10 protein-coding genes are annotated in these 13,160 nt (G+C 66.9%); 6 read left to right on the top strand and 4 right to left on the bottom strand.

Features of this window, described 5'->3' with window-relative positions; translation table 11 throughout:
• Window positions 1-21 precede the first annotated feature (21 nt).
• The 5 genes from rnr (at window position 22) to PMES_RS06010 (ending at window position 8,463) form a co-directional block, all read left to right on the top strand.
• Window positions 22-2,325, top strand: a complete 2,304-nt coding sequence (gene rnr, locus PMES_RS06030; RefSeq protein WP_159964612.1) for a ribonuclease R — start codon at window positions 22-24, stop codon at window positions 2,323-2,325.
• A 154-nt stretch (window positions 2,326-2,479) separates the two neighbouring features.
• Window positions 2,480-3,844: a lytic murein transglycosylase gene (locus tag PMES_RS06025; RefSeq protein ID WP_438943227.1), complete on the top strand. Its 1,365-nt coding sequence runs from the start codon at window positions 2,480-2,482 to the stop codon at window positions 3,842-3,844.
• 188 nt (window positions 3,845-4,032) lie between these two features.
• Window positions 4,033-6,099 carry an ATP-binding protein gene (locus tag PMES_RS06020; protein ID WP_159964611.1) on the top strand — a complete coding sequence of 689 codons (2,067 nt, stop codon included), beginning with the start codon at window positions 4,033-4,035 and terminating at the stop codon, window positions 6,097-6,099.
• Between the two features lie 205 nt (window positions 6,100-6,304).
• Window positions 6,305-7,957, top strand: coding sequence for a PAS domain-containing sensor histidine kinase (locus tag PMES_RS06015; protein WP_159964610.1), 1,653 nt, complete (start codon window positions 6,305-6,307; stop codon window positions 7,955-7,957).
• A gap of 110 nt (window positions 7,958-8,067) precedes the next feature.
• Complete coding sequence (locus PMES_RS06010; RefSeq protein WP_159964609.1) at window positions 8,068-8,463, top strand: response regulator; 396 nt, start codon at window positions 8,068-8,070, stop codon at window positions 8,461-8,463.
• Between the two features lie 366 nt (window positions 8,464-8,829).
• On the opposite strand, the gene PMES_RS06005 is transcribed toward PMES_RS06010, so the two are convergent.
• The 3 genes from PMES_RS06005 to PMES_RS05995 all read right to left on the bottom strand — a co-directional run bounded on the left by PMES_RS06005 (window position 8,830) and on the right by PMES_RS05995 (window position 11,587).
• A complete protein-coding gene (locus PMES_RS06005; protein WP_159964608.1) occupies window positions 8,830-9,168 on the bottom strand; it encodes an Hpt domain-containing protein in 339 nt (112 codons plus the stop codon).
• Window positions 9,168-10,157 carry a response regulator gene (locus PMES_RS06000; RefSeq protein WP_159964607.1) on the bottom strand — a complete coding sequence of 330 codons (990 nt, stop codon included), beginning with the start codon at window positions 10,155-10,157 and terminating at the stop codon, window positions 9,168-9,170. Before PMES_RS06000 ends, PMES_RS06005 begins: the two co-directional genes overlap by 1 nt.
• 659 nt (window positions 10,158-10,816) lie before the next feature.
• On the bottom strand, window positions 10,817-11,587 hold the full coding sequence (locus tag PMES_RS05995; RefSeq protein ID WP_159964606.1) for a DUF1013 domain-containing protein: 771 nt from the start codon (window positions 11,585-11,587) through the stop codon (window positions 10,817-10,819).
• Window positions 11,588-11,715: 128 nt separating this feature from the next.
• Between PMES_RS05995 and PMES_RS05990 the strand changes: the two genes are divergently transcribed.
• Window positions 11,716-12,366: a ribonuclease T2 family protein gene (locus PMES_RS05990; protein WP_201288962.1), complete on the top strand. Its 651-nt coding sequence runs from the start codon at window positions 11,716-11,718 to the stop codon at window positions 12,364-12,366.
• Between the two features lie 36 nt (window positions 12,367-12,402).
• Here PMES_RS05990 and PMES_RS05985 read toward each other — a convergent pair whose 3' ends face one another.
• Complete coding sequence (locus PMES_RS05985; RefSeq protein WP_159964605.1) at window positions 12,403-13,122, bottom strand: COQ9 family protein; 720 nt, start codon at window positions 13,120-13,122, stop codon at window positions 12,403-12,405.
• Between the last annotated feature and the right edge of the window lie 38 nt (window positions 13,123-13,160).

Genomic DNA, 13,160 nt, shown 5'->3' with positions numbered 1-13,160 from the left:
CACGCGTGCTACCTGCCCTGCATGACACGGATCCCCAGCAAGGCCGAGATCCTCGAATGGATCTCGCAAAACCCGACACAGACCTCCAAGCGCGACATCGCGCGCGCGTTCGGCATCAAGGGCGCCGCCCGCATCGAGCTCAAGCAGCTCCTGCGCGCGCTTGCCGCCGAGGGGCATCTCGAGAAGCGCAAGAAGACCTACCGCGATCCCGAGACGCTGCCCCCCGTTTCGGTCTGCGAGGTCGTCGGACCGGATGCCGACGGCGATCTTTCGGCCCGGCCGCTCGAGTTCCACGGCAGCGGCCCGGAGCCGCGCATCGCGCTCGTGGCCCGCGACGGCGATCCGGCCCTCGGCGCGGGGGAGCGGGTGCTGCTCCGGCTCACCGCCGTCGACGGCGAGGACCATGCCTATGAGGGCCGCCTGATCCGGCGCATTGGCGGCGGCCCCGATGGCGGGGCGGATGGCGGGCCCCGGACGATCCTGGGCATCTTCCGTTCGCACTCCGAAGGCGGGCGGATCGTGCCCATCGACAAGAAACAGGATCTCGAATGGATGATCCCCGAGGAGGCCACGGGCGGCGCGCAGGACGGCGAACTCGTCGAGGCGCGCCAGAGCGGCCCGCGCAACCGGATGGGGCTGCCGCGCGCGCGTGTCGTAGCGCGCCTGGGCGATCCCTCGCAGCCCCGCGCCGTCTCGCTCATCGCCATCCATCAGCACGGCATCCCAGACGCCTTTCCGGCGGCGGTCACCCAGGAGGCCGAGCGCGCGAAACCGGCCGGTCTGTCGGGACGCGAGGATCTGCGCGGGATGCCCTTCGTCACCATCGACCCGCATGACGCGCGCGATCATGACGATGCCTGCATGGCGGAGCCGGATACCGATCCGGGCAATCCCGGCGGACACATCCTGTGGGTCGCGATCGCCGATGTCGCCCATTACGTGCGCCCCGGCAGCGCGCTTGACGCCGAGGCGCTGAAACGCGGCAATTCCACCTATTTCCCCGACCGTGTCGTGCCGATGCTGCCCGACCGGCTGTCGGGCGATCTGTGCAGCCTGCACGAGGATGTGCCGCGCGCCTGCATCGCGGTGCGCATGGTCCTGGACGCCGACGGCAACAAGATCGCGCATCGCTTCGTGCGGGGCCTGATGCGCTCGGCGGCCTCGCTGCATTACGAGGAGGTGCAGGCGGCGCGGGATGGAACGCCTTCCGCCCGCACCGAGCCCCTGATGGAGACGGTGATCACCCCGCTCTACGGCGCCTTCGAAGCGCTGCGCGCGGCGCGGGCCCGGCGCCAGCCGCTCGATCTGGAGTTGCCGGAGCGCAAGATCGAGCTCGACGCGGAGGGCCGGGTCGCCTCGATCGCTTTCCGCAAGCGGCTGGATGCGCACAAGATGATCGAGGAATTCATGATCCTCGCCAATGTCGCGGCCGCCGAGGAGCTGATCACCCGCCGCACCCCCCTGCTTTTCCGGGTGCACGAGGAGCCGACGGCCGAGAAGCTCGAGGCCCTGCGCGAGGTGGCGCAGGCTTCCGGCATGACCCTCGCCAAGGGGCAGGTGCTCCAGACGCGCCATCTCAACGCGCTTCTGGCGCAGGCCGAGGCCACTACCTTCGACGAGCTGATCAACATGAGCACCCTGCGCGCCATGACGCAGGCCTATTACAGCCCGGAGAATTTCGGCCATTTCGGTCTCGCCCTGCGCTCCTACGCGCATTTCACCTCGCCGATTCGCCGATATGCCGATCTCGTCGTGCACCGTGCCCTGGTCAGTGCCCATGGGTGGGGCGAAGGCGGGCTCTCGGCCGAGGAGGTCGCCGAGCTGGAGGCGACGGCCAAGCATATCAGCGAGACCGAGCGCCGCTCGATGGTGGCCGAGCGCGATACCAACGACCGCTATCTCGCCGCCTTCCTGTCCGAACGGATGGGCAGCGAAGCGGTCGGACGGATCTCCGGCATCCAGCGATTCGGCCTCTTCGTCAAACTCGACGAGACGGGCGCGGACGGCCTTGTTCCCATCGGCTCGATCAGCGGCGAATACTGGCGCCACGATGCCGAGGCGCAGACCCTCACCGGAAGCGACAGTGGCCTTGTCCTCGCCCTGGGGCAGAAGGTGACGGTGCGCCTTGCCGAGGCGACCCCCGAAACCGGCGGACTGGTGCTGCAGCTGCTGGAGATCGAGGGCGACCCGGTCGCGCAGGGATCGGGCTCCAGGGGGCGTGGATCGCGCCGTCCGGGCGCCGGCGCCCCCACCCGGCGCAAGGCCGTCCGGGCCAAGGCGAAGGCCGACAAGACCCGCAAGAAGGTCAAGCGAACCCGGCGTTGAGCGCTCATGCGGCGCGCCGGCCGCCGGGGCCGGTGCGGGCGCCGGACGTGCCATGACATCGCATTCGCCCCGCGCCCTCCGCTTCATCTTCGGCCGCGCTTGCGCTAGGCTCGTCCCAGTTCAACAGTGACCAGCAAGCAGGTGCAGAATGCGCATGATCAGTGCCGCCGTGACGATGACCATCGCCGTGCTCGTGGCCCAGGCGGGCCATGGCGCCCCGCTTCCGGGACAAATGGGACCTGAACAGTCGCCGCGCCCGGTCCTGCGCGATGCGCAGGAGCCGGCGTCACAGCCGGAGCGGATCGCGGCGATCGAGGGCGCGCGCATCGACAGGGTGACGGCACAGCGGCCCAGACCGAGGGCCGAAGCGGCGGAGGCGAGGGTGACGATCAGCAGCAAGAACACGGGGTTTCACGACTGGATCGGCGCGTTTCGCGGCCGTGCGCTGGCACAGGGCATCGACGCGTCGACCTTCGACGGGGCCTTCGCGCAGGTGCGCTACAACACGGATGTGATCCAGCGCGACCGCAACCAGTCGGAATTCACCAAGACGATCTGGCAATATCTCGACAGCGCCGCCTCCGACACGCGCATCGCCAATGGCCGCGCGGCGCTTGAACGGCATGCGGAGCTGCTCGACCGGATCGAGGCCCGTTACGGCGTCGAGAAGGAGGTCGTCGCGGCCGTCTGGGGGCTTGAGAGCGCCTATGGTGCCTTTCGCGGCTCCACCCCGATCATCGAGGCGCTGGCGACGCTCGCCTATGACGGGCGGCGCGGACGCTTCTTCGAGGCGCAACTCGTCGCGGCCCTGCAGATCGTGCAAAGCGGCGACACCGTGCCCAGCGGGATGACCGGGAGCTGGGCGGGCGCGATGGGTCATACGCAGTTCATCCCCACGAGCTATCTCGCTTATGCGGTGGATTTCACCGGCGATGGAAAGCGCGACATCTGGTCGGACAATCCCGCCGATGCGCTGGCCTCGACGGCCGCCTATCTGGCGCGGTTCGGCTGGACCGAGGGGCAGCCCTGGGGCGTGGAGGTCATCTTGCCGCGGGGCTTCGATTACGCGCTGGCCAGCCGGAAGGTAAAGAGGCTGCCATCGCAGTGGGAGGCGCTCGGGATCAGGGGCGCCGACGGCGGCCCGCTGGCCGATCATGGCAAGGCATCCGTGCTGCTGCCTGCCGGCGCGGAGGGCGCGGCCTTCCTGATTTTCGACAATTTCGGTGTCATCGAGCGCTACAATACCGCTGATGCCTATGTCATCGGGGTCGGACACCTGAGCGACCGGCTGACGGGAGCAGGGCCGATCAGGGCGGACTGGCCACGCGGCGACAGGGCGCTGACCTTCGCCGAACGCAAGGAGATGCAGGCCCTCCTCAGTCGCAGGGGACACGACACGCAAGGGGTGGACGGCAAGATCGGACCGCTGACGATCGAGGCGATCCGGGGCTTCCAGAAGACGGCGGGCCTCGTGCCTGACGGCTACGCGTCGCTACGCCTGCTGGAGGCGCTTCGCTGACCGCGACCCCAGGGGCGCGATTTCATCGGGAAAAGTCGGCGCGTGCGGACATGTCATGGTGCAGGGCGGCAACGTCCACCGGTCCATAGCGGCGGGGCGGGCCATGGTCCGCCCGGAAACCTTGCCAAGCGATTACGAAGCGGGAATCCTGTATGCAGCAGGAATGACATTTCCGTGAGGCCCGCAGGATGCTCAAGACGACCCGACGATTTGATCCTGCCAATCCCGGGCTGCGCGCAGGGTTGATCGGGGCGACGGTCGCGTTGGTGCTTGCCACGGGATTGTGGATCCAGCAGTCTCGGATCAGCGCGCAGCGTGTCGAGGCGCGGTTGGACCTGTCACAGGAGGTCAGCGCGCTCGCCGCGCGGATCGAGGGCAACCTGCTGTCGAAATACCACCTTTTGAACGGCATGATCGCGATGATCCGCCTCGAGCGGGAATTGACGGACGAGGTGTTCCGCGTCACCGCCGAGACGCTCCACGGCAACAATCCCGAGATCCTCAACATCGCCGTGGCGCCCGATCTCGTTGTCACTCAAGTCTACCCGCTGGAGCCGAACAGCTCCCTGATCGGCTTCGATTACCGCGGCTCGGTTCAATACGACGCGGCCCGGGCCACGATCGACGAAGGCCGCCCGGTGATGGTCGGCCCGCTCGAGCTGATCCAGGGGGGCAGCGGCTACATCATCCGTGCGCCGGTTTTCTCGCAAGCGGGCATCCGCGATCCCGAGACGGCCTGGGGCATCGTGTCGATCGTCCTCGATGCGCCCAGGTTCCACGCGGCCGTCGGGCTCAATACCGGCACCATGGCCGCCGCCCTGCGCCGGGTGGAGCGCGACGGAAGCGCCGGTCCGGCCTTCTTCGGTCCGCCCGAGATCTTTCCCGGCGATCCGATCACGCAGACGATCACCCTGCCCTTCGGAACCTGGGAGCTGGCCGCGCGCCCCATCGGTGGCTGGCCAGACAACCTCGAGACGCCTTGGCGCCACTGGACGTTCTTCGCGGCCCTGGCCGCCCTCGCGGCCACGCTCCTGCACTTCATCCTGATCCTTTCGGAGAGGCGCCGCCGCGCCGAGGACCGGATGTTCAACGCGATCGAGGCGATCGATGACGGTTTCGCCCTTTATGACAGCGAGGACAGGCTCGTGTCATGCAACCAGAAATACCGCGAGATCTACACGCTCTCCTCCGATCTCATGGTGCCGGGCATGCCTTTCGAGACGATCATTCGCGAGGGCGTGCGGCGCGGGCAGTATCCCGAGGCCACGGGCCGCGAGGAAGACTGGATCGCCGAGCGCCTGCAATCGCATCGCGATGCCGACCAGATCATCGTGCAGCAGATCGCCAGCGGGCGCTGGCTCAAGGTCGCCGAGCGCCGGACCTCCGACGGGGGTATCGTCGGCTTCCGGGTGGACATCACCGCCCTGACCGAGGCCAAGGAGCTGGCCGAGCGCGCCAGCCGCGCCAAGACCGACTTCATCAACGTGCTCAGTCACGAGCTGCGCACGCCGATGACCGTGGTACTCGGCTATACCAGCATCCTCGCGAACCCGCAGCTCTTCCGCGCCGCCCGCGAGTTCGAGGAGCTGATGAAGCATCCCGAGCCCGATCCGGACGAGATGCGCCGCCGGGGCGGTGCCCTGCTGACCGAGATGAGCAGCTTCGCGCGCAAAATCGAGGGCTCGGGCAACCAGCTTCTCTCCCTGATCAACGAGCTGCTCGATTTCTCCAAGATCGAGGCGGGCGAGATCGAGATCGACCTTATCGATTTCGATCTCGCCGACGCGGCGGAGGCAGCGGCCGAGCAGTTCAAGGCCCTGGCCCAGCGCAAGAACGTCACCATCACCTGTGACATGCCGGGCATCCGCGTCCATGCCGACCCCAAGCGCACGCAGCAGGTCTTTGCCAACCTGCTGAGCAACGCGCTGAAATTCACCGATTCGGGCCATGTGGACATCTGCGCCACCCAGAACGGCGATATCGTCTTCGTCACGGTCGAGGATACCGGCTGCGGCATTCCCGCCGGACTTCAGAGCAAGGTTTTCGAGGAGTTCCAGCAGGCCGACAGCTCGTCGACACGGCGCGCCGGGGGGACCGGACTCGGCCTTGCCATCGTCAAGCGGATCGTCGAGCGGCTCGGCGGGACGGTCTCGCTCAACAGCACGCCCGGACAGGGCACCAAGATCACCTTTACCCTCCCCTGCGCCGTCGCGGCCTCGCAGACGCACGAGACGGCGCGGCGCCTGCTGGCATGAGGGTGCGCGTATGGCGGCCGTCCGGGGCATGGCTGGCCGTGCCAGGCTGCGCATGCCGATCACGCAAATGTAAGATCCTGCCATATGATGTCGCGGGAACGGTCCAATTTGCGGCGCAATCGCCTATTACCCCATCGCACGATACTGCAAGATCCGACCACGCCACGGGCTGGCACGGCCGTTGATGAGGACGAAGGTAGTCGAAATGATCGCCAAACGAATTTACCTGCTTTCGGCCCTCTGCTTCGCGGCGGCTTTGATGGTGGCCGCGTTCCTCTTGATAACGGGATCGCAAAGCACGCGCTTGATGTGGCTCTCGGTCGCGATCTTCATTCTCGGGCTCGTCGCGCTGGGTTACGGCATCCTGCGCCAGCTGCGCGACGATTTCGACGGGATGCAGGAGAAGCTCCAGCGCGAGGAGACGGTCTATGTCGAGGCGCTCAAGGCGCATACGATTTTCTCCGTGAGCAAGCCCGACGGCACCATCGTCGATGTCAATGACAAGTTCCTGAACGCCTTCGGCTACCAGCGCGAGGAGATCATCGGGCGCAACGGGAGCCTGACCTATCCGCAAGGGGAGGACGATCCGTCATACCGCGCCGTCATGACCCATGTGGGCCGGGGACTGGCCTGGTCCGGCGAGTTCACCCAAGTGACCCGTTCGGGCATCGAGGTGGTCATGCAATGCACCACCGTGCCCCTGATCGACACGGCCGGAAACCACCTCAAGAGCATCTCGCTGCGCACCGATGTCACCGAGGCCCGACGCTCCGCCGCGCGCCAGCGGCTGACCGCGATCCTCGAGGGCCTGCCCGACCAGGTCTATGCCTTCCGGGTCAGCGACCTGTCGATGGTCTACCTGAACGACGCGGCGCGCGACTGGTGCTTCATGCGCCTTGGTTGGGAGGGCGACACGTTCCGCAAGAAGACGCTGCTCGATCTCGACGACAGCCTCGATGCCGAAGCCTTCAGGGCGAGGGCCCTGCCCCTTCTGGAGGGCCAGTCGGTCTCGGTCGTCTACGAGGGCATGCATGAGGGCGTTCCGGTGGAGATCAACCTGCAGCTCTCGCGCGGCACCTTCGCGGGCGATTGTTATGTCGCGGTCGTGCGCGACATCACGGTGCGCCGCGAGGTCGAGGACGCCAAACGCGAGATCGTCTCGGTGGTCAGCCACGAGATGCGCACCCCCCTGACCTCGATCCGCGGCTCGCTGGGGCTTCTGAGTTCGGGCACCATGGGCGCGCTCGACGAGCAGGCCGCCTCGGTCCTGGCCATCGCCGAGCGCAACTGCGAGCGGATGCTGCTGGTCGTCAACGACATGCTCGACCTGGAGAAGATCCAGTCCGGCATGATGGATTTCACGCTCAATGTCATCGACCTGACGCAGATCGTGGCCCTGTCGACCGAGGATAACGAGGGGTTCGCCTCGCAATTCGGTGTCGATGTCGCGGTCCAGCTTCCCGATCATCCCGTCCGCATCAAGGGCAATGGCGACAGGCTTGCCCAGGTGATGACCAACCTTCTGTCGAATGCCGTGAAGTTCTCGCCGAAGGGCGGCACGGTCGAGGTCCGCCTCGAGCCGCGCAAGGACAGCTGGCGCGTGTCGGTCACCGATGCCGGTCCCGGCATCCCCGAGGCCGACAAGCACACCATCTTCGACCGCTTCTCGCAGGCCAAGCCCGTTGACGGGGTCGAGCGGAAGGGAAGCGGCCTGGGCCTGCATATCGTCCAGAACATCATCGAACGCCATGGCGGGACGATCGCCCTGGAGAGCCGCGTCGGCCATGGCGCAACCTTCTATTTCGATCTGCCGCGTTATGATGCAGATTGCGCGCAGGTCACCCATGCCGCCGAATAGGCCGCCATGCCGGTGCCGGATCGCTCCGGCACGCCCCTTACCCGCAAGCGTTGCGGGCACATGATGACCCGGATGCCCCGTGGCGCCGGACCGAAAAGGAGTTTATTCGGATGTCGACCACCCTTCGCAAGATCCTGCATGTGGACGATGATTCTGATATCCGCACCATCGCGAAAATCGCGCTCGAGACGGTTGGCGGGTTCGAGGTCCTGCAATGCGACAGCGGACAGAAGGCACTCGAGAGCGCGGAAGGGTTCGACCCGGACCTGATCCTGCTCGACGTGATGATGCCTGGCATGGACGGCGAGGACACGCTGCGCTCCTTGCGCCAGGTGGACCGCCTGCGCGACACGCCGGCGATCTTCATGACCGCCAAGGCCAACACCGCCTCGCGCGAGCGGCTCCTCGCCGCCGGTGCCTTCGACGTGATCGTCAAACCGTTCGACCCCATGACCCTCGCCAGTGAAATCTCCGAGACCTGGGCGCGCAAGGGCGGACGGCGCTAACGCTCGTCAGTCCTTGGCGCGGTGCCCTGAAAACGCCTGCCTGTGCCCACGGCCCAGCGCGCCGGCGGTGCTCGGTCGCGCCGTTGATGTAGAGTGACGGGCGCCCGCGTTCGCCGCATGGCCGCGCGTCGCACCGGCCCATGAGAGGGAGGAGGTCGGCATGTCCCGCAAGGTCCGCCGCGATCCACGACGATCCAGCGCGCGAATCGGCTGATAATGCGGTGATGGCCAGGGGTGAACTGCCTGCCCATCCTCGGCGATACCGGCGCCTTGAGGGGTCAACGGACCGGCATGGCAGGGCGGCGCGTTTGTCCGGGGGCCTGCCCGCGGCGCGCGGGGCCACTTGGGGGACCGCGAGGAACGGGATCAGCGCCCGTTGGTGATCTCGTCGATCCGCGCGACATGGACGTCGAGCTTGTCGAGCAGGGCATGAGCCTCCTCGGTGCGCCGCACCTCGCGAAAGGCCATTTCCAGTTCGGCGGCCTCGACCCCGAGCTCGGCGTAACCGAAACTTCCGGCGATGCCCGAGAGCCTGTGCAGCTCATCGATGATCCCGACGAGATTGGTCGATGGCTCGATCCCCTCCGCGAGCGATTCGGCCATCATGTCCAACCGCTCGATCGTCACGGTAAGCCGCTCGACGAAACGCGTGCGCAGGGCGCTGAGTGCGCTGTCTGCACCCTGAACTGCCTGTGCCTGCGTCATCAGCTCGCTCCGGCCTGAACGCCGCCGGCGACGACCGCCGCGAGGCCGCCCATGCGGCGCGGGCCGGGCGCGGTGTTCACCGCCGCGATGGCGTTGGTGATGATGTCGGTGGGGCTTCCACCGAAGAGGCGGCTCTTGGTCTGCGGCTCGCCCATCGCGAGGGTCACGGTGCATGGCCGTCCGTCGTCGTAGCACAGGGCCATCTCGTCGATGTCGTACTGGATGAACTGGCACAGCTCGTCGGTCAGGCAGGCCGCGTTGCGCCGGGTGATGCAGGTGAAGACGCCCGAGCCGGTATAGGCCATCAGGAAGCTGGTCTGCTTGAGCTGGTTGGCGATCGCCTCGGCCACGTCGGTCAGGGTGAGGTAGATTTCGGACGGGCTGGACTGCGCGTAGATCGTGTCGAACTCGCGGATTTTGAAGGCGAAGGCCGCTGTCTGGAACGCCTCGCCGCGCGAGAGTTGGAGCACGTAATTCTCGAGCACCACCTGGTCGACGACCCCCGTCACGTCCTCGATCAGCACCGGGCTGGTCGGCAGGAACCGCGACTTCTCCTCGACCGCGTTGCGCAGGTTCTTGAGGGCGAAGACCTTCTCGGCCACGACCCGGTTCTGGCGGACGGTCTCGCCGGCAAGACGTAGGCGGGTGACCAGCTCGAACGGGTCGAAGGGCTTCGAGACGTAATCGTTCGCGCCGGCCGCGAAGGCCCGCTCGACGAAGCTGCGCTCGGTCATCGCGGTGATCATCAGGATCGGCGTCGTCTTGTACTGGTGCAGGCTGCGGATATGGGCACAAAGCTCGATCCCGTCGGTGCCCGGCATCTGGATATCCAGCAGGATGCATTCGTAGGGTGTGACGCTGTTGGCAATCTGCGCGAGCGCTTCATCCGCGCTCGATGCCAGGTCGACATCCACGTAACCGGCTCCCTGGAGGGTGATCTCCATCAGTTCCAGCAGCAGACTGTCGTCGTCGACAGCTAAGATTCTCATGTGCAGCCCCTTCTTCTCCCAAGCACAACCCGTTTCTTGTGAACGGTGATCGCTTGGTTAAATGTCCATTAATGTTTTTGCTCCCCCAAATTGGCTAAACTGTGACGGGAATCCGCGCGATTTGTGGATAGCCCATCCGTGCACCATTTTTTCCCGCTGCTGGCGCCCCCTCCGGTGCCGCGATGCGCGTATGAAAAAAAGGGGCTGCGCGGCGGCGGCAAACCCTTTGCCGGATGCATGACGAGGAGGGGATCCGGCGGCGATGCGTGCCCATCGTCTCGATGTATCAGCGCCCTCGCCGCACGCCAGAAGGACGCCGAAACCGCGAATGCCCGCCAGGGGGACCCTCCTGCCGCTCGCTGGATATGCGAGCGGGAGAATCGCTTGCTGGGCATCCCGGCAATAGTGAAGAGCGGCGATCTGCATGAATGACTGTCACGAGCCAAGAGGCTTCCGTCACCGGTGGCGGTTCGGCCGGAGGGTCCCTGTGCATGACCGTCTGGCAAGCATCGCGGCCGGCACCGATCGCGCACAAGACACTGCGTCACCCACCCTGCAAACGAAAAGGGCCCGCGCATCTGCGGCGCGGGCCCTTCATCCATCCGGCTCCGGTGACGACCTCGCGCCGCCCGCCGGGTCCGGCTCACTGGCTCATTGGCTCAGCGGCGGTCCGATTCGTCCTCGTCATCCTCGTCCGCGTCATTGGGCAGGTTGAAGAAGCTGTCCGCATCGCGCGGCTCGTCCTTGTCCGTCTCCTCGAGACTTTCGCCGCTATCGGAGAGGGAGAAGGTCTCGAGCCCCGAGATCGCGGTCGGCATTCGTTGCTCGGGCTCCATCCCGAGGCTCTGCTCGGTGGAGACGAGCTTGCGCCGCTCGTCATCGGTCATGACCGCACCCTCGCGCGCCCGCTTGGCCGCGGCCTTCTGGACGGCCGCATCGAGCTCGGACTGCTTGCACAGGCCCAGGGCAACGGGGTCGATGGGCTGGATGTTGCTGATGTTCCAATGGGTCCGCTCGCGGATCGCCTGGATCGTCGGCTTCGTCGTGCCGATCAGCTTGGCGACCTGCGCATCGGCAAGCTCGGGGTGGAACTTGACCAGCCAGAGGATCGAGGCCGGACGGTCCTGGCGCTTGGAGAGCGGGGTATAACGCGGGCCGCGGCGCTTCTCCTCGCCGACGGCGGCGGCGTAGAACTTGAGCTTCAGCTTCTGCAGGGGGTTCTTCTCGGCCTTCTCGATCTCGCCCTCGTCGAGCTGGTTGTTGGCGACGGGATCGAACCCCTTCACCCCGGCGGCCACGTCACCATCGGCGATGCCCTGCACCTCGAGCTCGTGCAGGCCGCAGAAATCGGCGATTTGCTTGAAGCTCAGGGTCGTGTTGTCCACCAGCCAGACGGCGGTGGCCTTGGCCATGATCGGTTTGTCTGCCATGGGGCGTCTCCTTCGGTATGCCGCGGGGCCCCGACCATAGCTTCTTCGTCGCCCGGGAAGGGCAGGACCGCTCTGGCCCAAGTTCGCATTGTCGGGGAACTCGGACCCTATATAGTCAGGGCGACCTGATGAGGAAAGACCAAATGCGTGCGCTGCTCCTGACCGCCCTGATCGCCCTTGCCGGGCCGGCATTGTCCGAAGGGGAGCGGGCGGGCGATTTGGACTATTACGTGCTGTCGCTCAGCTGGTCGCCGACCTGGTGCGCGCTGACCGGCACGGCACGGGGCGCCGAGCAATGCGACGAGGAGGCCGATTTCGGATGGGTGCTGCACGGGCTCTGGCCGCAATTCGAGCGCGGCTGGCCGAGCTACTGCACTAATGCGCCCTCCGATCCGTCCCGCCGCCAGACGGCCGCCATGGCCGACATCATGGGCGATGGCGGGGCCGCCTGGTATCAATGGAAGAAGCACGGCCGCTGCAGCGGTCTCGCCTCGGAGGATTACTTCGGCGCGGCCCGCACCGCCTTCGAGGCCCTCGAGAAGCCGCGCGTGCTGCGTGATCTGGACAAATCCGTGCGCCTGCCCGCCTCGGTGATCGAGGATGCCTTCATCCAGAGCAACCCCGCCATCGAGCGCGACATGCTCACCGTGACCTGCAAGGCGAAGCGCATCCAGGAGGTCAGGCTCTGCCTCACCCGCGATCTCGCGCCGCGCCGATGCGGGGCCGACGTGATCCGCGATTGCAGTCTTCGGGACGCCCTTTTCGATCCGATCGACTGACAACCGGCGCGGCGCAGCGGGGCACTTGCCCGCGCTTCAGAAGCCCCGCCGGGTGCCGCCCTGGCCGGGGCCGAAGCGGCGTCCGGGCAGGTCCGTCCGCCCGATCCCGCGCGGCGCGCGCACCCGCGACAGTGCCCAGATCGGCCCCGCCAGCGCCCGCATCAGGACCGGGTTGCTGCGCATCCGGGCCTTGGCCGTCTCGATCCGCATGACATCCTCGATCCGCCTGTCGAGAAAGGCCCAGCTGTCGCGTTGCTCGGGCGAGTCGTCGCCCAGCCAGTAGAGCACGGTGGCGCCGTAGACGGCCGAGAGGGTAGCGCGTTTCGTGTACCAGTTGATGTCGTCCGAGCGATCGCCCAGAGCAGTCCAGATGTGATCGGCCGTCTCCCACAGGGCCTGCGTGCTGTCGGCGGCATGGTGCGGCAGGGCAAGCAGCGCGGTTCCCCGGCGCACGGCCTCGCGGCTCTCGATCATCTCGATCCGCCAGCGCACCGCGGTCATCACCCGGTCGCGAAACCGCATCCCGTCGAGGGGCTCGCGCTCCAGTCGCGCGCGAAGCCGCGCATCGCCGCGGCGATGGAAGGCGAGGGCCATGTCGACGCCGCCGCGCGGAAAGAGCGCGCGCGCCGCCTCGACGGACAGATCGACATCGCGTGCCGCCGCGCGAAGCGTCGCATCGCTCCAGCCGTCGAAGGGAACATGCAGCAACGCCGCATCGAGGAGCCGGTCGCGCGGGTCCGTGATCTCGTCCGTCATCTCAACTCCATGCCTCCTGTCGGGTCCGGCCGGCGCGG

Origin of the sequence: Profundibacterium mesophilum KAUST100406-0324, assembly GCF_009835145.1 — a bacterium.
In the GTDB taxonomy this organism is placed as follows: domain Bacteria; phylum Pseudomonadota; class Alphaproteobacteria; order Rhodobacterales; family Rhodobacteraceae; genus Profundibacterium; species Profundibacterium mesophilum.
The sequence above is the reverse complement of the archived record's forward strand: the minus strand, read 5'-3'. Positions and strand labels throughout refer to the sequence as shown.